Annotated in this window: 19 protein-coding genes; 8 read left to right on the top strand and 11 right to left on the bottom strand. The window is 66.4% G+C overall.

The window, feature by feature from the left end:
- Genes ABW16_RS17085 through ABW16_RS17050 form a run of 8 tightly spaced genes read left to right on the top strand, consistent with a single transcriptional unit; the run spans nt 1 to nt 8,703 of the window.
- On the top strand, nt 1-1,578 hold the full coding sequence (locus ABW16_RS17085) for an MlaD family protein (protein ID WP_047320375.1): 1,578 nt from the start codon (nt 1-3) through the stop codon (nt 1,576-1,578).
- Entirely contained in the window at nt 1,575-2,669 is a 1,095-nt protein-coding gene (locus tag ABW16_RS17080; RefSeq protein WP_046283295.1) for an MlaD family protein, read from the top strand. The genes ABW16_RS17085 and ABW16_RS17080 overlap by 4 nt, the downstream gene beginning before the upstream one ends.
- On the top strand, nt 2,662-3,705 hold the full coding sequence (locus tag ABW16_RS17075; RefSeq protein ID WP_047320374.1) for an MCE family protein: 1,044 nt from the start codon (nt 2,662-2,664) through the stop codon (nt 3,703-3,705). The genes ABW16_RS17080 and ABW16_RS17075 overlap by 8 nt, the downstream gene beginning before the upstream one ends.
- Entirely contained in the window at nt 3,702-4,835 is a 1,134-nt protein-coding gene (locus ABW16_RS17070; RefSeq protein WP_082108104.1) for an MCE family protein, read from the top strand. The genes ABW16_RS17075 and ABW16_RS17070 overlap by 4 nt, the downstream gene beginning before the upstream one ends.
- Before the next feature lie 3 nt (nt 4,836-4,838).
- Nucleotides 4,839-6,077, top strand: coding sequence for an MCE family protein (locus ABW16_RS17065; protein ID WP_047320373.1), 1,239 nt, complete (start codon nt 4,839-4,841; stop codon nt 6,075-6,077).
- Nucleotides 6,074-7,324, top strand: coding sequence for an MlaD family protein (locus ABW16_RS17060; RefSeq protein WP_047320372.1), 1,251 nt, complete (start codon nt 6,074-6,076; stop codon nt 7,322-7,324). The genes ABW16_RS17065 and ABW16_RS17060 overlap by 4 nt, the downstream gene beginning before the upstream one ends.
- Before the next feature lie 19 nt (nt 7,325-7,343).
- The gene (locus ABW16_RS17055; protein ID WP_047320371.1) at nt 7,344-7,898 is read left to right on the top strand and encodes a hypothetical protein; all 555 of its coding nucleotides are present in this window, start codon (nt 7,344-7,346) and stop codon (nt 7,896-7,898) included.
- A gap of 10 nt (nt 7,899-7,908) precedes the next feature.
- Nucleotides 7,909-8,703 carry a mannan-binding family protein gene (locus tag ABW16_RS17050; protein ID WP_047320370.1) on the top strand — a complete coding sequence of 265 codons (795 nt, stop codon included), beginning with the start codon at nt 7,909-7,911 and terminating at the stop codon, nt 8,701-8,703.
- A gap of 15 nt (nt 8,704-8,718) precedes the next feature.
- Here the strand turns inward: ABW16_RS17050 and ABW16_RS17045 are convergent, their stop codons facing one another.
- From ABW16_RS17045 to ABW16_RS16995, 11 genes are read right to left on the bottom strand one after another with little or no spacing between them, the layout of a single operon-like run.
- The gene (locus ABW16_RS17045) at nt 8,719-9,387 is read right to left on the bottom strand and encodes a YoaK family protein (RefSeq protein ID WP_047320369.1); all 669 of its coding nucleotides are present in this window, start codon (nt 9,385-9,387) and stop codon (nt 8,719-8,721) included.
- 33 nt (nt 9,388-9,420) lie between these two features.
- Complete coding sequence (locus ABW16_RS17040; RefSeq protein ID WP_052956956.1) at nt 9,421-10,131, bottom strand: hypothetical protein; 711 nt, start codon at nt 10,129-10,131, stop codon at nt 9,421-9,423.
- The gene (locus ABW16_RS17035) at nt 10,065-10,613 is read right to left on the bottom strand and encodes a hypothetical protein (protein WP_047320409.1); all 549 of its coding nucleotides are present in this window, start codon (nt 10,611-10,613) and stop codon (nt 10,065-10,067) included. The genes ABW16_RS17040 and ABW16_RS17035 overlap by 67 nt, the downstream gene beginning before the upstream one ends.
- Nucleotides 10,610-11,566: an RDD family protein gene (locus ABW16_RS17030; protein WP_047320367.1), complete on the bottom strand. Its 957-nt coding sequence runs from the start codon at nt 11,564-11,566 to the stop codon at nt 10,610-10,612. Before ABW16_RS17030 ends, ABW16_RS17035 begins: the two co-directional genes overlap by 4 nt.
- On the bottom strand, nt 11,563-12,216 hold the full coding sequence (locus ABW16_RS17025) for a hypothetical protein (protein ID WP_047320366.1): 654 nt from the start codon (nt 12,214-12,216) through the stop codon (nt 11,563-11,565). Before ABW16_RS17025 ends, ABW16_RS17030 begins: the two co-directional genes overlap by 4 nt.
- The gene (locus tag ABW16_RS17020; protein WP_047320365.1) at nt 12,186-13,778 is read right to left on the bottom strand and encodes an MCE family protein; all 1,593 of its coding nucleotides are present in this window, start codon (nt 13,776-13,778) and stop codon (nt 12,186-12,188) included. Before ABW16_RS17020 ends, ABW16_RS17025 begins: the two co-directional genes overlap by 31 nt.
- On the bottom strand, nt 13,772-14,941 hold the full coding sequence (locus ABW16_RS17015) for an MCE family protein (protein ID WP_230987332.1): 1,170 nt from the start codon (nt 14,939-14,941) through the stop codon (nt 13,772-13,774). Before ABW16_RS17015 ends, ABW16_RS17020 begins: the two co-directional genes overlap by 7 nt.
- Nucleotides 14,941-16,506, bottom strand: a complete 1,566-nt coding sequence (locus tag ABW16_RS17010) for an MCE family protein (protein ID WP_047320363.1) — start codon at nt 16,504-16,506, stop codon at nt 14,941-14,943. Before ABW16_RS17010 ends, ABW16_RS17015 begins: the two co-directional genes overlap by 1 nt.
- Nucleotides 16,503-18,107 (bottom strand): MCE family protein, encoded by a 1,605-nt coding sequence (locus ABW16_RS17005; protein ID WP_047320362.1) that lies wholly within the window; start codon nt 18,105-18,107, stop codon nt 16,503-16,505. The genes ABW16_RS17010 and ABW16_RS17005 overlap by 4 nt, the downstream gene beginning before the upstream one ends.
- Nucleotides 18,104-19,132 carry an MCE family protein gene (locus ABW16_RS17000; RefSeq protein WP_047320361.1) on the bottom strand — a complete coding sequence of 343 codons (1,029 nt, stop codon included), beginning with the start codon at nt 19,130-19,132 and terminating at the stop codon, nt 18,104-18,106. Before ABW16_RS17000 ends, ABW16_RS17005 begins: the two co-directional genes overlap by 4 nt.
- Nucleotides 19,129-20,340, bottom strand: a complete 1,212-nt coding sequence (locus ABW16_RS16995) for an MCE family protein (RefSeq protein WP_047320360.1) — start codon at nt 20,338-20,340, stop codon at nt 19,129-19,131. The genes ABW16_RS17000 and ABW16_RS16995 overlap by 4 nt, the downstream gene beginning before the upstream one ends.
- Nucleotides 20,341-20,342: the final 2 nt, after the last annotated feature.

Here is a 20,342-nt window from a genome sequence, read left to right as displayed (position 1 = left end):
ATGGCCAACTCGCTCGACACCGACGGCCGCGGCCCCTCCGAACAGCAACTGCTGGGCGCGGGGATCGCGGTCCTGCTGGTGATCGCGCTGACCACCGGCGGCCTGTTGGCCAAGTCCACCGGCATGCTCAACTCCTACGTGCGGGTGGTGGCCGACCTGATCAACGTCGGCGACGGGCTGCCGGCCCAGTCCGACGTCAAGTACCATGGCCTGCTAGTCGGTAATGTCACCGACGTGATCCCCGCCGCCTACGGCAAACCCAACTACGTACACATCAACCTCAAGCCCGACTACGCCAAGGACATCCCGCATTCGGTGACCGCCCGCGTGGTGCCGTCCAACGTTTTCGCGGTCTCGTCCATCCAGCTGGTGGACTCCGGAACCGGTGGACCCACCATCCGTACCGGCACCCACATCGCCGAGAACGGCGAACTGTCCACGGTGATCTTCCAGACCACCGTGTCCAAACTGCGCGACATCCTGGCCGCCACCGGTCGCGGGCGCGAAGACCACAGTCTGGGCATCCTGGCCGCCGTCGGCGCGGCCACCGACAATCGGCGCGTCGCGTTGCTCAATGCGGGCGCGCACATGTCCCGGCTGCTCGATCAGCTCAACGGCATCGTCGCCACCGACCCCGGCCCATCGACCGTCTCGGCCTTGCTCGATGCCACCCATGGCCTGCAGTCCACCGCTCCCGACCTCGTCGACGCGCTGCACCAGGCCGTCGAACCGATGCGCGCGTTCGCCCAGAAGCGCGCCGAGTTGGCCTCGTTGGTCGGCGGTGGCCAGCACACCGTGGGTGTGGCCCGGGAAGCCCTGGACAACCACATCGACCAACTGATCCAGATCACCCACGACCTCACGCCCGTTGTTGGCGTGCTGGCCAACAACGCCGACAAGTACGTCCCGATCTTCACCCGGGTCAATCGGCTCTCCGAGAAATTCTTCGACCACTTCTACGACCCCGACCTCGTCTCCAAGAACACGCGGTTCAACCTGTCGTTCACCCCGATGCACACTTACACCCGCGCGGACTGCCCGCAGTACGGCGAGCTGAAGGGGCCGAGCTGCTTCACCGCGCCGATGATCGAGGTGCGTTCCGAGCTGCCTGAGAACATGCTGCCGCAGAACTACCACTTCCCGGCCGGCCTGGAACCGCCGGCGGGCACCGAGATCGGCCCGGATGGGAACCTCCGTGCCGTCGGACCGCCCCTGGTCAACCCGAATCGCAGCCTGGAGGGCACCAACCCGCCGCTGCCGTGGTGGACCGGCCCGGCCCCCCGGATTCCCAGCACCGGCGACCCGCTCGACCTCGGCCCGCCGCCTCCGCCCGAGCCGCCAATCCCGTCACTGCCGCATGCACCGGAGTGGCAGCCGGCCTCCCCGATGGCGCCCGCGGCCCCCGCGGCCTTCGGCGGCAACGTGGGTCCGGTCGGCAGCCAGGCCGAACGCAACCAGCTGGGCCTGATCACCGGCCAGCGTGAGCCGGCATCTGTGGCGGCGCAGCTGCTGCTCGGCCCGGTCGCCCGCGGTAACGCGGTCTCGTTCGTACCCGCCGACACGGGAGGCCACAAATGAGATTCCGCGGCCCGCTGATCGGACTGTCCATCTTCATGGTCGTCTCGATGGTGCTGACCTGGCTGGTCTATGCCACGCTGCGCCGCGACGTCTCTGGTGCGACGACGCCGTATGCGGCCGTGTTCACCGATGTGTACGGCCTGCGCGAAGGCGACGACGTCCGGATGGCCGGGGTCCGGGTGGGCCGGGTCGACGAGGTGGCATTGGAAGGGAAGTTAGCGAAGGTCTCGTTCATCGTCCAAAGCAACCAGAAGCTGTATGCCAACACCGTCGCGTCGGTGACCTACCAGAACATTATCGGGCAGCGTTATCTCGGGCTGTCGCTGGGCAAAGACGGCGAGTACACCGGGGGGGACGAACGAGTGCTGCCCCGCGGCGGCGTGATCGGGGTGGACCACACCGAACCGTCCTTCGACGTCGGCGCGCTGCTCAACGGCTTCAAACCGTTGATGTCGCTGCTGGATCCCAAGCAGGCCGACGATCTGACCCGGGGTGTGCTGGAGTCGCTGCAAGGCGACCAGGCGTCTATCACCGCACTGGTGGATCAGTCGTCGACGCTCACCGCGACGCTGGCCGGGCGCGACGAGGTGCTCGGCGACCTCATCACCAGCCTGAACCGGCTTACCGGCACCATCGCCGGGCAGAACGATCAGTTGGACCACGCGCTGACGCAGGCCCGGCGAGCGGTCGCCGACCTAGACTCGCGTCGCCCGGCATTGCAGTCCTCGGTCGGCTCCCTGGCCCAGGTGACCCGGCAGCTGTCGACGATCGCCGACGAGGTCTTCCCCTCCCTGGATGAGATGATCAACCGGGAACCCGGGTTCTCCAAGCACATGGCCGGAATCGAGCCGCAGCTGGCTTTCACCGGCGACAACCTGCCACTGCTGCTCAAAGGCCTGGGTCGGGTACTCGGGGACGGCGCCTACGGCTCCACGTATGTCTGCGACCTGAACATCACCGGGTTCTTTCCCGGCCTCAACGACATCACCACGATCATCGTCAACGCCGCCACGCCCGGCAACGCCACGCCCATCACCATGAAGAACCTGGCCTGGCACACCCCGAGATGCAGGAACACCGTCAATGGATAATCAGTCGCTCCGCAGGTGGCGCTCCCGGACACTGGAGTCCTACAACACCACCTGGCTGGGGTTCGCGGCATTGGCGGTTGTCGCGGTCGTCGTCGCCGCGGCGCTGCTGGTCAAGCTGGCCGGCTTCGGCTACACCCGCTACACCGCGGAGTTCGCCCAGGCCGCGGCGCTGGCGCCGGGCAATCCCATCGTGATCGCGGGCATCGAGGTGGGCCGGGTAACGAGCATGCGGCTCGCCGGCGATCACGTCGAGGCCGGTTTTACCGTGCGCAACAACATTCCGCTGGGCAAAGACACCGGGGCCAAAATCCAGGTGATGACGATCCTCGGGTCGCGCTACCTGCGACTGGAACCCGACGGCCCGGGTTCGCTGCCCGACAAACGGATCCCGCTCGCCCACACCGAGGTGCCCTATTCGCTGGAGTCGCTGCTAGAGGACGCCACCACCACATTCGACCAGGTCGACTCCGACCAGTTCGGCCAGTCCCTGGCCGTGCTCGGCCAACAGCTGAGCGGGCTGCCCCCGGTGGTTCCACAGGCGATGGCCAATCTGCACACGCTGTCGAAGATCACCGCCGACCGGCGTGATCAGCTCGGCACCCTGCTCGCCAGCACCCAGCGGGTGGCCAACACCTTGCACAACCAGCAGACGAACCTGGGCAACCTGGTCGATCAGGGCCAGGATTTCCTCGGGGAACTGGTAGCGCGACAGCACACCTTCCACGCCATGCTGGCTGCGCTGACCAGTCTGGTGGGTCAACTGAACAACATCGTGGTCAGCGACCGGACGATGCTCGACGACATGCTGGCCAACCTGCGTGCGCTATCCGACATGCTCGGCCAGCATGACGACCTGCTGCGCAGCCTGCTGCAGGCCGCACCGCCGCCATTGCGGGGTCTGACCAATGCCACCGGCTACGGACCGGCTTTCGAAACCTACCTAGTTAACGGGATGGCGATCGACTCGTGGATGTGCGCGATCAGTGGCCGCGCCAAGCAGTTCGGCATGATCGAGTACTTCAAGGACTGCAAATGAGCGCCCCGCCGACCGCCACCCGCAGCCGCCGCCGTGTCGCCGCGCTGGTGAGTGCGCTGACCGCAGGAGTACTGCTCGTCACTGCCGTGGCCGCCTACTACCTCAACCCGTTCGGCGGACACATCACCGTCACCGCCCAATTCGGCAGCGCCGCAGGCCTCTACGAGGACAATGTGGTTGCGGTGCTCGGAATGCCGGTGGGCAAGGTCACCAAGATCACCCCGAAGGGCGGGTACGTCGAGGCCGAGTTCACCGTCGACCGCAACGTAAAGATCCCAGCCAACGTGCACGCGGTGACCATCAACACCTCGATCCTCACCGCTCGGCAAGTCGAACTGACGCCAGCCTATACCGGCGGTCCGGTGTTGGCCGACCACACCACTATCGGGCTGAACCGCACCCGGACACCAGTGGCATTCGATCGTGTGCTTGACATGCTCGACAGGGTTTCGAAGTCGCTCAGCGGCGACGGCAACGGCAACGGGCCGGTAGCCGACGTGATCAACGCCGCCGCCGACATCGCCGGCGGCAACGGCGCGAAGATCAAGTCGGCCCTGAGCGAATTGTCTCGGGCGTTGCGACTGAGCTCCGACCGCGGCGAGGCGACCGGTGATCAGTTGACCTCGATCATCGTCAATCTTAGCTCGCTGATGGACGCGGCGGCCCGCAATGACGCGAGGCTGCGTCAATTCGGTTCCACCACCCGCCAATTGAGTCAGATGCTCGCCGACGAGGACTTCGGGGCGGGACGCACTGGGCGTAAGTTCAACGAGATCATCACGCAGGCGACCGCCCTGCTGCAAGCCAACCGTGACAACCTCAAGCAGAGCATCCTCAACGGCGACACTGCCGTAACCACCCTCGTGGATAAGCAGCGCGACCTGGCGGAGCTAATAGACCTGCTACCGCTGGCGCTGGACAACATCTACAACGCCGTCGACACCAACAACGGGGCGATCCGGGCTCACACCCTGGTCGACAAGAGCCTGGTCGACAGTCAAAGCACCAAGGAGCTGTGCAACATGATGCATTTGCGGCAATTAGGCTGCGGCACCGGAACCTTGGCGGATTACGGCCCGGACTTCGGGCTGACGTACGTCCTCGACGGACTCTCGATGATGGGGCAGTAGGCGATGGCATTGCGACGGAAACGAACGCCCAGGGCGACGCTGGCGCTGCTGTGCAACGCGGTCATCACTGCTGGCTGCACCACCAGTGGGCTGGACAGTCTGCCGTTGCCAGCTCCCGGCATCGGCAGCGGCGGCTATCTCATCACCGCGGTGTTCGCCAACGCGCTGAATCTGCCCGGGCACGCCAAGGTGAAGCTCTCCGGCGCCGATGTCGGCCAGCTGGAGTCGATAGTCGCCCGTAACTACACTGCAGTCACCACGCTGCGCATCATGGACGGTGTCCGGATTCCGTTGGGCAGCACGGCTGAATTGCGGTCGGCGACCCCGCTCGGTGACGTCTTCGTGGCGGTCAAACCGCCGACTCAGGTCGACCCGTCGACGCCGCTGCTCAAGGGTGGCGACATCATCGGGCTGGAGTTCACCGCGTCGGCTGCTACGGTAGAATCGGTGCTGAGTTCGGCGGCGCTTCTGGTCAACGGTGGGGCTGTGCAGAACTTCACCAATATCGTCAACGGCGCCGGCAAGGCGACCGGCGATCAGGGCCAGGCGTTCGGCAGGCTGATCAACCAGTCCAATGAGCTGCTGACAAAACTCAACGCCCGCTCCGGTGAGATCGAGACCGCGCTGCGTGAGACCAGCCGGCTTGCCGACCGGCTTGATGCCCGCAGCGCGGCGCTCACCGATGTGCTCGACGCGGCGGGTCCGGCCACCGACACGCTGGTGGACAACACCGGTCGGCTGGCCGATCTCGTCGAGCAACTCGGCGCGACCAGCCAGCAGCTGGCCCGGTTCCCGTCGATTGCCGGGACCGACGCTTCCGGGCACAGCTTCATCAAGGACGCCAACGTGCTCGCTGGCGCATGGAACGACGTGGCTATCGACCCCGACACCAGTCTGGCCGCGCTGAACCGGTTGCAGGCGCCGATCATCAAGATGACAGCTGGGTCGGCGGTTTCGTTACGGGCAGGTTTTGACAGGCTGGTGTGGGGGTCGATGCCTGACGCCGGCTTCAAAGGAGACCCAGCATTTCACGGCCCGAAGCGCTACGACTGGGCGAAGCTGGCCGGCTCCATCAAGTACGCGCTGTGGCGACTACAGGAGCGCGTGGTGGGGCGCGGCCCGGACTCCGATATGGGGCTGGCGCCGTGGACCGCGGTCGGCCCGCCGATACCTCCCACCCCGGCGGAGGGCGATGTAGCAGCAGCGGAGCTCGGCCCGCCGGGACCAGGGCCGACACCATGATCGAGGCACTCAGCCGGCGCATCGTCGGCTTGGTCCGCGCCGGCGACCGGCGAAAGAACCTGCTGTCAGGGCTCGCGTTGGCGATGACCCTGGTGGTCGCGACCGGCTACCTGCTGGTGGGGGCGCTGCGGGTGAACCCGGCCCGCTCGACCTACCAGATCACGATCGCGCTGCCGGATTCCGGTGGGCTGCTGGCCAACCAGGACGTGTCGGTTCGCGGCGTTCCGGTGGGCCGGATCGAGTCGCTGCGGGTCAGCGGTACCGGTGTCGATGCGGTCGCCAACATCTCCTCGACGGTGAAGATTCCGGCGGCCAGCACGGTGCGCGTGTCGGGCCTGTCAGCCGCCGGTGAGCAGTACATCGACTTCGAGCCCCCGTCGGAGACCGGACCGTTCCTGTCCGCCGGCAGCGTCGTCTCGCGGGACCGCGCCACAACCCCGATCCCGATGTCGCAGTTGCTCGCCGACGCCAACGGCATGCTGGCGCAAACCGATCCGCGCAAGCTCGACCTGATCAAAAAGGAGCTCAGCCTGTCCGACGAGGGTCCGCAGAAGCTGACCGACATCGTCAACGGCGGCACCTTTTTGCTGTCCACCCTGGATTCGGTGCTGCCGGAGACGGTGAGCCTGCTGAAGTCGAGCCGGGTGGCGCTCACCATGCTCAGCGATGTCAACAACGGGGTGGCCGTGACGACCGAGAACCTCGACAAGGTGCTCACGGGCATCAACCGGATGATCGGCGGCTACCATCGATTGGTCGACCAGGCGCCCGGGATGCTGTCGGCGGTCGACGGACTCTTCGATGACAATTCCGACACCATGGTCGGGTTGCTGGGCAACCTGACCACCGCGGCTCAGCTGCTCTATGTCCGGACTCCGGCGCTCAATGCGTTGTTCCCCGCCTACCGCGGTTCGACGCTGGAGGCGCTCGGTACGGCCTTCCACGACAACGGGTTGTGGTTCACCGCCGACCTCTATCCTCGCTACACCTGCGATTACGGGACCCCGCGGCGGCCCCCTTCTGCGGCGGACTACCCGGAGCCGTTCCTGTACGGCTACTGCCGTGACACCGACCAGTCCGTGCTGGTGCGCGGCGCCCACAATGCGCCACGCCCACCCGGCGATGACACCGCGGGACCGCCGCCCGGTGCAGACCTGGCGGCGACCACCGACCCGACACCCAAGGGCCGCTATACGATTCCCACCCCCTACGGCGGTCCGCCCCTGCTGATCGAGCCGCCTCGTTGATGCTCAAGGAGATGCCGCGGTGAGCACCGCCGACGAACCGACCGCCGAGACCGCCCCCGAGGACGTGGAAGAGACAGCCGCGCCGCCGGTGCGCAGGCGTCGGGTCCCGTGGCGGATGGCGCTCGTCGCGGCCGCCTATCTGGCAGTGTTCGGGTTGGTCATCGGGCTCGGCTGGCAGTTGTGGCAACAGCATCGGGTCTCGAGCGCGGAAGCCGCCGGACGACAGGCAGCGGTGGACTACGCCCAGGTGTTGACCAGCATCGACTCTGACAAGGTCGACGACGACTTCGACGCGGTCCTCAACGGTGCAACCGGGGAGTTCAAAGACACCTACACCAAAGCCAGCGTCAACCTGCGGCAGCTGCTGATCGACAACAAGGCCAGGGCACAGGGCACGGTGGTCGAGTCGGCCGTGCAGTCAGGTTCCAAGGACACCGTTGTGGTGCTGGTGATGGTCAACCAGACCATCACCAACACCATGCGGCCCGACCCGCGAGTGGACCGCGCCCGGATGAAGATGACGATGCAGAAGGTCGACGGCCGGTGGCTGGCGAGCAAAGTCGAATTGCCTTAGGAGGCATGCTATGTGGGCGACCCGGCTAGTGACGGGCATGCTCGCCGCGACACTTGCGGTGGCCACGGTGTCCGGGGCACCGGTCGCCGGCGCTTCGGCGCCGTCGTTCTGCAGCGGGCTGGGCGGCAACTGGGACGGGCAGTACTGCACTACCGATGTGCACTCGGAGCGGCTGGCCACCCGCTATATCCGGATGGCGGTGCCCGGGGACCTGGTCGACCACCCGATCGCCGGACCCCCGATCCGCGACTACCTGTCGAAGTTGTTCACCAACTGGCGCACCAAAGGCGCCTCCATGGTGGCCGACAGCTGGGGAAACGAGAACTACGAGATCTTCCAGCACGGCAATGCATTGACCGCGGTCTTCCACGAGGACTACCACTCCGACGGTCCCTACATCAACAACGCCTACCGGACTTTCACGTTCGACATGGGGGCCGGTGGCCGGCAACTGCAATTGGCTGACATCACCAAACCCGGGATCGACCCGTTGGCGACGATCCCGCAACTGGGCGAGCCCTACATCACCGAGGCGCTGGACCGGGCATTCTGGGAACACCGCCCGGGAGACTATCCCTTTGTCCCGGAGCGCTTTACACCCGACAAGGTCTTCTCCGGCGGCTACCGGTCTTGGGCTCTCACCCCCGACGAGCTGATTCTGTACATGCCCGACTACCCGGTCAGCCACGACAGCCCGATTCAGTACAACCAGATGCAGTGGTACATGGACGGTGGCAACGTGCAGGCGCACATCCCGCTGTCGGCGCTCAGCTCGATCCTGCGCCCGGAGTACGGCGGGTCCTGAGCGCGCTCGGGCCTATCAGCCGTAGCGGAACAACGCCAAGCTCGCCGCGACCACGACCCCGGCCATGGCGATGACCGGCGCCACCACAACGTGGGTCAACGTTGCGCCGACAATGGCGCCGAGGATCATCACGAAAACGACGCCGTAGCGCAGCTTTCCGCGGTCGCCGGTCCCACCGGCCAGCCGGCTGTCCACCCCGATACCGACGATCGTCGAGGTCAGCACCGTGGTGTAGAGCTCCTGGATACCGAACTGACGGGCAGTCGAATTCTGCACACCGAACGCGACCGCGAGGCCGGCGATCAAGAGCAGCTTGCTGTTGCTGTAGTAGCCCAACACACCCATTCCAGCCAGCGCCGCCAGCGCCAGCAGCAACACCGCCTCCAAACCGAGCGCAACCGTCAGCCAGCGCCGGCGGCTGTGTTCACCGAAGATCCGGAACAGCCGTCCCCCGATGACCGCGCCCATCAGGAATCCGCCGACCGCCACGATCGCGGCGGTCAGATCGAAGCCGGTGCCGGGGACGAACAGGAACCCCAGGAAGATCGCATTGCCGGTCATGTTCGCGACGAACACCCGCCCCAGCACCAGCACGCTGATCGCGTCCACGAGGCCGGTGGCGAACGTCAACAACAGCAAGGCCACCACCGTGCGCCGTCGTGACAACGGCGACGCGATCGGCATGCTCCCCCCCGTTACCCTCGACCCGGCCCGCGCTCAGCCCTGCAGACGCGGGGTGAGGTCCAGCGAGGTGATGGTCGGCATCCTGGTGACCACCCAGCGGTTCTGGTCACGCTTCATGAAGAGCCGGTAGGTCAGGTACTTGATCTGCGGGATCGATTTGCTCAGTTCACTGGTCGCCGTGGTGTTGGTGTAGACGATCACCGTGGCCTCGGGCCCGTCCAGAGTCTCGACGGCCGCACCGACGATCTCGGTGGTGTCGGTGACCCTCGCCTGCTTGTTGCTGTCTGCGATGGCGTCGATGAATTTCCGATACTGGGCTTCCAGGTCGCCGCTGAGATACACCGAGGCGCGGTCCGGAAGGGAATCCATGTTGTCCGGCGTGTAGTTCCACAGCGTGTGGATCGCCCTGGCCGCGGTCCGGGCGATGTCGAGCTTGGTGGCTACCTCGGCCCGGTCGATGAGATACGGCTGTGCTGCCGCGCCCGCGAATGCGGCGGCGCCGACGAAGGCCGCGGCTGAGACCGCAACCGCAAGCCGCACACCGAATTTGCGCCGGACCGGGCGCTTGTCCGCCGCCGTCTCGGCCTCGACCGCCTCGGCCTCGGCCGTCTCCTCGACCGTCTCCTGGGCCTCCGCTTCGGCTTCCAGATCTACGTCGGCGGCGTCGGGCTCTTCGGTCACAGCACCTGGTTCAGATTGCTGATCTTCCACTGGTCCCCTTCCTTCTGCGCTGTCGCCAACCATCGGGTTGCCACCTTGACATCGTGTTTGCCGTCGGACGACTTGCCGCTGTTCTCAACAGCCACCAGCATGCTGACGCTGCCTTCGTCGTTCCACCGTTCGACACCGGCCGCGGTCACCGTTCCCGTGGTCGGCTCACTGCGCGCCACCGCGATCAGGATCTGATTGGCCTTCTCCTGATACTGCTGGGCGAAATCCCCGGTGGCATGGTCCATGACATTGGCCAGATAGTCGTTGGCATGGAACGGATCCGGCGAGGTGAACATCGTCATGAACGATTCCACCGCGGCCAGCGCCTCGACGTCCCGCAAGGCTGCTCGCCGGTGTTGCTCGTGGGTCACCAGCGTCACCGCGCTGACCGCGACGGCAGCGGCGGCCACCACCAGCGAACTCGCGATCACCATCGGCAGCCGCCGGCGCCGGGGCACCGCCCGGTCGACGAAGAGCGGCTGATCGTCGGTGTCGACGCGGCGGCGCGGACTCATCGCTCCCCCTCGGCCGGCAGCGGCTTACTGACGACGGCGAGATCATCGACGCGCCAGGTTCCCGCGGCCTCGGCGAACGCCACCCGGACGGTGGCGCTGATCAGACGTTCCTTGCCGGCTGTTCCACGCTGGCCCTGCAGGAACAGCAGCATCGTGGCACGGTGCGGGGCGGCGTCGAGTACCGCCGCATCGGTGACCCGATAGAAGTTCGGAACCGGCTTGGCATTGCGGATCGCGTCCTGCTGCGGAACCAGCTGCTCGCGATACTTGTCGGTGGCCAGCGACTGCGCGCGGTCGAAGTCGCCCTGCAAGGTCTCGGGATCGTAGGACAGCATGTCCGCGACGATCTTCGGGCCCTGCCGGGCGATCTGGGCTCGGGCCAGATCCGACTTGTGGTCACGCTGGTAGACCACCGCGTAGGCCGTGGCGGCACCGACGAGGCTCAGGGCGGCCGCGGCCACGAACACCGCCATGGTCACGACCCGGATGTTCGCCGGGGGCTGTCGTGGGTCGGCCGGGCGGACCTCGGTCCGGGCCACGAGGTCGGCAAAAGTACGCCCGCGGCGGTCCCGCAAAGGCCAGATCCAGCCGAGCAGAGCCGGCACGGTGTCGAGCAGGTGCGCCGCCTCGCGCAGCAACAACCGGGCCGCACCGACGGCCGGAGCCGACCCTTCGCCGCCCCGCACCACTTCGATTCCGGTGAACGCGCGGCCCAGGCTCCAGCCCTTGATCGCCGGCAACAGGATCCGGTTGACCTCGGTGGCCAAGAACGCCAAGGCGCCGGTGATGGTCGCGAGCCACCACCAGGGTCCCCCGAACGGGAAGCACAGGGCGGCCATGCCCATCGTCACCATCACTGCCGAACCCGGCAGCAGGTCGATCGCCAGCGCCGTCGCGCGGGCGCGCCACCGGGCCGGTTCGATGCGCGGCGCGTCGGCCAGCGGGTCGGTCACCTGGCCACCTGGTCGAGCTTCGCGATTCGGTACTGCCCGTCCTCCCGGACCATCCGGGCCCGCAGCCGGTAACCGACCTCTTTGCCCTGAGTCTCGATGTTGTCGATCTTGACCCGGAAAGCCACCAGGGCGTCGACCGAACCGTCGGGGTTGTTCCGCTCCACCGCGGCGCCCATCTCGGTGAGTTCGGCGTGGACCTTCGCCGCCTGGTAGGCGTGCACGAACATCTCCGCGTACAGGGCGACCTGGGTGCGGAACTCGCCGGTCGTGCAGTTCAGGATCTTCTGCTGCGCCAGGGCGATGTCCCGCCCATCTGGCGCCTGAGTGGCCACCACGCACTCCTTGGCCGCGGCGATCGCTTCGGCATTGTCGCGGGCCAGCGCCTGGCTCGCCACGTGGTCGCGCAGGCCGACAAAGCCGGCTGCCACCAACCCGGCGGCCAACAGCAGCAACAGCACACAGATCCCCACCTGCTGGCGACGGCCAAGACGCGACGGCGCCGATTCGGCGTCTACTGCCACCGAGTCGGCCGACTCCTGCGAGTCCACCGGCACCGCGTCCTCAGTGCCCTCAGTGCCCAAGGCCGAGGTATCTGCGGTCTGCTGGTCCTCGTCCGTGCTCACCGGAACGGTGCCAGCATCCCCTTCCATCCGTCGTCTCCTATGTTCATCGAGTTCTCGACGGAGTATTCGACGCCGTCTGGCCCCACCGCTTGGCCGCTCTGCGGATTGTAGATCGCGGCTGGTCCCCCACCGGGGGTGTAGATGCAGGGGTTCGGTTGTTGCCCGTTGCACTGCACGCTACCGGTCCCCGGCCGTGACAGCGGGTCGTTCACCGGCGGCGGCGACGGCGGCACCATGTCCGCCGGCAGGGGGTTGAGGCCGGTGTTCACCGACGGCGCCGGAATCACGTGGCCGGGCTCGACCGGCTGGTCACAGCGCGCGCCCAACGCCGGGCAGTTCCGGATCTGGTTCGGATCGCCGTACCAGGGGTTGGTGCCCAGCGGGACGTACGGTTTGTCGCTGCGGCACTCCTTGGGTGTCGCTGCGCGTTTGCCCGGTACGTCCACACACGGGATGTTGCGGACCCCGCGAACGCTGTTGGCCGGCGTGTCCTGCGGAATCCGGCAGGAGACGTCCGGTAGTTCGGCGGGGCTGGTGTCGGCGAACGCCCGCCATTGGGATGCCGGGACGAAGCCGGTCAGACACGGCGGCGGCGTGTTGAGGCTCAGGCCCGGAACCGGCACCGGAAAGATGGGGCCGGGGACGGCACCGAGGGCAACGCCCATCGAGCCCCGGCCCGGGTTGGTGGCAGTCACGGTCTGGATGATGGAGCCGGCCTGCGGCAGGAAGACCAGTACCTGCTCGGTGTTCCGGTTGTAGCGCTTGGCCATCTCGGTCAGGATCGACGCGTTCGCCATCAGCTGGGGCAGCGTGTCCTTGGTGTCGTTGAACACCGTGTGCACCTGGTCGATCAGCGGCGGTAGATCCGACACGATGTGCTTGACCGTGTCTTCTCGGCTGGCCGCCTGGCCGGCGAGAACGTTCAGGTTGCGCGCCCATTGGTGGATGGCGTCGCCGGAGTCGACCTGGCTCTCGATGATCGGTGCCGACTTCTCCACGATGTCGTCGACATCGGCGAGGTTCGTCTTGAAGTCACCGACGATGGCCTGGGTGGCGTCCACGAGCCGCTGCAGCGACGGTCCCAGGCCCCCGACGGCGGTGGCCGTCTCGTCGAGCAGGGCCGCGATCTTGCCGGCCGGCAGCGCGGCGAGTCCGCGGTTGGCGGTGTCCAGCGCCGGCCCGATCGCCGACGGGACCGTGCTCTTGGTGATGGTCTGGCCCGGCTTGAGGTACTGGCCCGGATTACCGGTCGACACCAGATCCAGGTACTGCTCACCGATCGCCGACACCGAATGCACGTTGGCACCGGCGTCGACGGGGATCTTGTATTTGCTGGCGATCTGGAAGGTGGCCTGCGCCCCGGTCTCGGTCGGTTCCACACTGGTGACCCGGCCGATGATGGTGCCGCGGTAGGTGACGTTCGCGGTCTTGTACAGGCCGCCCGCCTCGGGCAGGTCCGCCTTCAGCGAGTACTGGCCCAGGCCCGCCAAGGTCGGCAACCGCAGGTAGTAAACGCCCAACACCAGCAGCGCCACCGCGGTCAGGACGCTGAAGATCGCCAGTTGACGCTTGATCTGAGGTTTCAGCAATTCCGGTCAGCCCTTTCCACATACGGACCGCCGGGTGCGGTTGCCGGGTTCGGCGTGTACCGAACATCCGGGACCATCTTCTCCGGGTCGTGGCCAAAGGACTGCTCCAGTGCCCGCAGCATTCCGGAGAACCCGGTACCGGTCAGGATCGCGTTGTCGATGGACGCGTAGGTGAGGTCCACCATCAGCGAGGTGTTGATGAAGTCACCGCGGACCGCCTTAAAGGCACCGTCGACGTGGTAAGGCGCGGTGATCATCACCTGCAGCAGGTCGGGCAGATACGGCGACGCCTTACGGAGTTCCCGCGCCGGGCACTGGAACGAGGTGAGCACCTTGTGCAGGTCGGACCGCGCGGGCGCGATCTGGGTGTTGACCTGGGTGCCCATCGCGCCCAGTGCCTCGACGGCGTTGATGAAGATCCCCTGCTGCGCGTTGAAGTACTTGAACAGCGGCGGGAAGTCGGTCAAGGCCTTCTCGAGGGTGTCGTTGTGGGCACCGAAGTAGCTCAGCAACCGATTGCTGGAGTCGATCGCCCGGGTGATGTCCTCACGCTGGTCGTTGAGGTTGCCGATGAAGGTGTCCAGCTTGGTCAGGAAGGCGTGGATCTGGTCGGCGCGCCCGTTGGACAGCGCGGCGAACTCGGTGGTGATGGTGTCCAGGTCCGACAACCCGCCGCGCTGCAGCAGCAGGGCAATACCGGCCAGCGTCCGTTCGATCGTCGGGTACGACGTCGAATTGCTCAGTCCGATGGTGTCACCGTTTCTGAGTTCGCCCTCCGGGTTGTCCGGGGACTTCAGTTCGATATGCTGCGAACCCAACAGGCTGGTCTGACCGATCTTCGCCGTGGCGTTGCGTGGCAGGTGAACATCCTTGTTCAGCTTTAGCTTCAGCGTGGCGACCCAGTTCTTCAGCTCGATCCGCTCGACCGCGCCCACGAACACATCGGCGACCAGGACCCGGCTGTTGCCGTTGAGCGCCAAGGTGTCGGGCACCTGGACGTAGACCGTGTAGGCACCGGCGCCACTGCCCGGACCGCCCGGCAACGACACGTTGGCGATACCGCGCCAGCTGCTGCACGACGTCAACGTCAGCGCGGCCATCAGCAGCACGAGCGCCTGCCAGCCGCGCCGGCCGACCGTGTTCATCGCTGTCCTCCGTCTCATCAGCCGTCACCTCGCGGCGCCATCGGTGCCACCGGCCCCGGAATCACGTTCGGGCCCGGCGGAGGCGGCGCGATCGGACCCACCCCGGGAGGCTGGCCGATGAACGGCAGCGGGCCGGGCGATTCGTCATAGGAGTTGGGCGGGCCGGGCGGGGTCTGGAACTGCGACTCCACCGGTGCCGGGTCGGGGCCACCCATCAACTGCGCCAGCGACTCCGGGGTGAGCAGCCGCTCGGTGTCGTGGCCGGGCTGCACGCCCTGCATCCCAGGTGCGGTGATCCAGCCCGGCTGGGTGTTGCGGTGCGAGAACGGGGTGTCGGGCACCCAGATCCCCGGGACAGTGGTGTCCTTGTATCCGGGCGGCGGCTGCAGCCGGGGCTCGGAGTAGGCGATCTCCTTCGGTGTGGTGAACGCGCTGTTCCAGATGTTGATACCGAACGGCAGATAGTTGAACTTGATCGCGTCGGCGATCGGCGCCAGGTATTCCGCGCACAGCTCCGCGGAGTCCTGGTAACCCAGCCGGCTGCCGGCCTGAATCGCGCTACACAGGAACTGCATCGGGTTCGCGAAGTTTGCGATAACCGGGTAGCTGAGCACCATGCCCTGCGCCGGGTGGTAGATCTCGTCCACGCCAGCCAGCACGTTCGGCAGGATGTGCAGCGCGGTCTCGAAACCATCCAGCGCTTCCGGTTGCGTGATGGCGGTGGTCACCTGTTCCACGTTGTTGATGCTGTGCACCAATGGCTTTGCGTTCTGGTTGAGGAACGCCTTGACGATCGTCATCGTCGCGTAGAACTGGTCGGTGGCGGTCGCCAGTGCCTGGTCGGTGCTGTTCAGGTTGCTGGCGAACTTGGCCAGATCATGGTTCAGCGCGACGAACTGCTGGTCGTTGTGGTCCAGCGCCTTGACGAACAGCGACAGGCTGCGTACCACCGCGAAGAAATCACCCCGGCCCTTGTTCAGGGCGGTCAGCGCGTCCGACAGGCTGTTGAAAGCGGTGTTGAGCTGCGTGCCCTTGCCGGCCAGCCCGTCGGCGAAGGATTCGATGGCGTCACCGATCGGGCCCTTGGGCTGCTCCGCCGTCGGCCCCAGCTTGTCGATGATGTTGGTGACATCGTTGCGCAGCGTGTCCCATTCCACCGGGACCTCGGTACGCTCCTCCGGGATCACGGCCTTGTCGGCCAGCACCGGCCCGCCCCGGTACGGCGGCTCCAGCTGAATGGTCCGCGACGCGACCAGAGTCGGGTTCAAGATGATCGCCTTGGCGTCGGCGGGCACCTTGTACTTGTTGTTGTAGTGCAGGGTGACTTTCATCTTGTCGCCGGCCGGCTCGATCTTGTCGATCGCTCCCACCCGGACACCCATGATCTGCACCGCGTCACCGGGGTACAGCGCGTCGGTCTGTGGGAAGTAGGCGACGAGGCTGGTGCTGTTCAGCTTGCGAAAGAGCTGCACTCCTCCGAAGCCGGCAACGAGGGCCAGCGCCAACAGCAGCGACCCGACGATCACCGTCGTCCGCGATCGCTCCGGCAGTCGCAGGTTGCGAACATCAAAGACGGTACTCACGGACGCTCACTCCCTCTTGCGCCACCGCCGCCACCGGGCTGGCTGTTGCCGCCTTCACCAGGCGTGATGAACGGTGCCGGTAGCTGGTTGCCGGGTCCAGGCGGAACAGGCGGACCGGGTGCCCGCGGTGCCGGTGGGGGTGCCGCGCCCGGGTTGGCGGGAGCCGGACCGGCGACCGGGCCCATCGGCTCCGAACGCCCGCCCGGGTTGGCGTCGGGCATCGGAACCGGCGTGCCCGGCACCACCGGCGGCGTCTCGCCCGGACGACCCGCGATCGAGATGCCCGGCGACGACGGGATGCCGTCCGGGTTGGGCGGCGAGACCAACACATCGGTCGGCCCCGGGTACGGTCCGCTCCGTCCGAACGGGCCGTCGTTCGGGTCCAAGTTGGCGCATGGCAGCGGGTTGCCCGGAGTCGGGAACATGCCCGCGGCAGGTGCGTACGAGCACGGCGAACCGGGCGCGACGGCCGGCCCGGGGTGCTCGGGGGTGCCCTCAAGCACCTGCGGAGCGGGCGGCGGTGCACCATTGGCGAACCGATTTCCGTTCGGGTCGGGGTAACGGAACTCCGGCAGGCCGGCGTTGCGCCAGAATTCCTCGGGCGAGATGCCACGCTTCTTGAACGCCGCGTCCACCCAGGGCTGCAGGATCCAGTACGGGATCAGGTTCAGCGTCGAGACCTTGAAGTAGGGGCCCGATGCCATCGCCTCGTTCACGATCGTCAGGTACCTGCCCAGGATGGTGAACATCTCCCGCAGGTCATCCTGGCGCCGCACCAGCATGTCGGTGATGGTGGAGGCCTCTTCGAAGACGTGGTTCAGATCCAGACCCGGATTGTCGCGGACCAGGCCCTGAACCTGTTCGCCGAAATAGGCGATGTTGCCTAGCAACGCCGAGATCGCCTGGCTGCGCTGGTTCACTGCTGCCGAGAGGGTCTGAGTATTGCGCAGCAGCGCGTCGATCTGGTTGCTGCGGTCACCGATAACGCTCGCGACCTGGTTGGTCTGTGCCAGCAGGTGAGTGATCTCGTCGTCACGTTTGCCGATGGTGTCGGAGAACCTCGCGACGCCGTCGAGCGCGTCGCTCAGGTCCGGGTAGGTCTGATCGACCGTCTCCGACAGCACCTTCAACGACTTCTTGACCGTGTCGATGTCCCAGCCGGAGGCGGCCTTGGTGGCGTCGAAGACCGCATCGTAGAGCTGGTAGGGGGTGGTGCTCTGGCCCAACGGCAGCACACCCTGCGGCGCTATGCGGCGCTCACCCTTGGGCTCGATCGACAGCACCTTGCGGCCCAAGATGGTGTCGGTCTTGACCCCGATCCGGCTGTCGCTGCCGATCGGGTTGGCACCGACCGAGAACTTCACCAGCACGTGGTCGCCCTCGATCGACAGATCTTGTACCTTGCCGACGTCCACGCCGGAGATGCGCACCTTGTCGCCGGCGTTCAGGCCGCCGCTATCGGAGAGCTGTCCGAAGTAACTCGGTTCGGCGAAGAGCATCGGCACCGTGGTGAAGGTCTGCCCCACCAGGGTTACCAACGCCACTGTGGCGACACCGATGATGCCGATCCGTGCCCGGTTGGGCGGTTCCAGAGTCCTCACTGAGGCGTGCACCTCCCCGTCGGTTGCTGCCACAACCGAGCGTTTCGCACCGGCCCGCCCGGCTGCAATCCAGGAAGCTTGATAGTCACGTCGCAGAGGTAGAAGTTGAAGAAGTCACCGTAGACCCCGGTGCGCCCGATCAACTTCAACGCCCTCGGAATCTTCTGCAGCAGCTCGTCGACATCGGCGAGCCGGTCCGGCGGCTCCGGACCGGCGACCGGGAACAGGCTGTGCAACTGGGTGCGGTTGTCGGCCAGCAGATCCGCCAGATTGCCGGCGGCGTTACCGAACTCCGCGGTGCCGTTCGCCAGCGGGTCGGCGTGGCTGTTCAGACCCTTGACCAGTTTGTCGAAGTTGTCGACCGTTTCATCGAAGGTCTGGCGATGGCGAACCGCGGTGTCCAGGACGACGTTGAGGTTCTTGACGACTTCGCCGATCGCCGCATCCCGGTCGGCGATGTGAGCTGTCAGCTGAGCGGTCTGCTGAAGAATGTCGTTGATGGTGCCGCCCTGGCCCTGGAAGACCGTGACGATGGTGGACGCGATGGTGTTGATCTTCTCCGGGTCCAGCGCCCGGAACACCGGCTTGAAACCGCCGATCAATGCGTCCAGGTCCAGCGCCGGCTCGGTACGGGAAGCAGGAATGAATCCGCCGATGGGCAACCGCTGGTCGGCGCCCTCACCCTCGCCCCGTTTGAGCTCCAGGTAGCGGTTGCCGATGAGGTCGTCGTAGCGGATCTGCGCGGTGGTCGACTGGAACAGCGGCAGTGACTGGTCGACGTCGAAGTCCACCACCGCCCGACGGCCGCCGTCGACCAGTCGGACCCTCTTGACCTTGCCGATCTCCACCCCGGAGGCACGCACGAACTGCCCCTGACGCAGGCCGCTGGCATTGCTGAATTCCGCGGAGTAGCGGGCCGTCCGGTCGAACCGGATCTGCCCGAAGACCACGACGAGGCCGACCGTGAAGAGCAGCAGCACCGAGCCGACGGCGCCGAGTTTGAGGGCGGTTCTGGTGATGTTCATGGGTTGATCGTGTAATCCCCGACTTGGCGACCCCAGACGTAATCAATGGCCAGGGGCGATCCGGTATCAAAGTGGTTGTAGGGCGCTTGGCTGACTCCCGTGTCGGCCACCAGGTAAGGCGCCGGCCAGAAGTCGTGGGTGATCTCCTGCCAGCAGCCCGGCGCACCGCCGGGCCCACCCCGGGCGTTGTAACGCGGCAGGTTCTCGGGGTAGATGTAGGGGTTGGCCGGACCGACCAGCTCACTGTTGGTGGCGAGCGAGTAGCCGTCGCCGCCCAGGAAGTCGTAGACCTTGGGTCCTCCATTGGCCAGGTTGCGGATGGCGCAGAACAGTTCCGGGCTGTACTCGTCCAACAGCGCCGACACCGAGACCAGGTCGGAGAACTGCGCACGGAAGTACGGCCCGAACCGCTGGGTGACATCCGCCCCGAGGTTGCCCACCCCGGCGGCGCCCAGCAACGCGGCGTCCAGTTCCTTCTGCTGGTTGGTGATGGTCTTGACGGTCACCACCGAGGAGTCCAGGAAGCCGACCAGATCCGGTGCGCCGTCGGCGTAGACCTCGCCCAGGGTTGCGAAACCCTTCAGGTCGCGGCGGAAGGACGGCATCCGCGCGTTGACGTCGTCGAGAATCGCGTTGCCGTTGACCAGCGATTCGCCGAGCTTGTCGCCCAACCCGGTCAGCGCCTCGGCTGCGGCGTGCAGCGTCAGGTTCAGCTTGATCGGGTCCACGTGCTCGGACAGGTTGTTGATGGTCTCAAACAGCGTGTTGAGCTCCGTCGTCACCGACGTCGCGATGATGTTCTTGCTGGTGATGCGTTCCCGCGCCGGGTGTTCCGGGGCGGTCAGCGACACGTACTTGTTGCCGAACAGCGTGGTAGCCAAAATGTCGGCTTTGACGTTGGACGGAATCAGCTTGAGGTACTTGGGGTTCACGTCGAGGGTGAACTTGGCGGCCGGCTTGTTCTCGTACTCGGTCGGCGCAATGTCGGCCACGCGCCCGATCTGGACGCCGTTGTAGGTCACCGGTCCGCCCGGGTCCATCACCAGACCGGCGCGCGGGGCGACCATGGTCAGCGACGTCGTCTTCGTGAAGGCCCCACGGAACTGGCCGTAGACCAGGCCGCCGATCAGCGCCAGGACGGCGAAGGTCACCACGCCCGCGAGCCGGAACGGCGGGTTGTGCACTTTGTTCTGCTTCCCGGTTGCCATAC

The organism is Mycolicibacter heraklionensis (assembly GCF_001021505.1).
Taxonomy (GTDB): domain Bacteria; phylum Actinomycetota; class Actinomycetes; order Mycobacteriales; family Mycobacteriaceae; genus Mycobacterium; species Mycobacterium heraklionense.
Note: the sequence above shows the minus strand (reverse complement) of the source record. Positions and strands in the feature narration are given on the sequence as shown.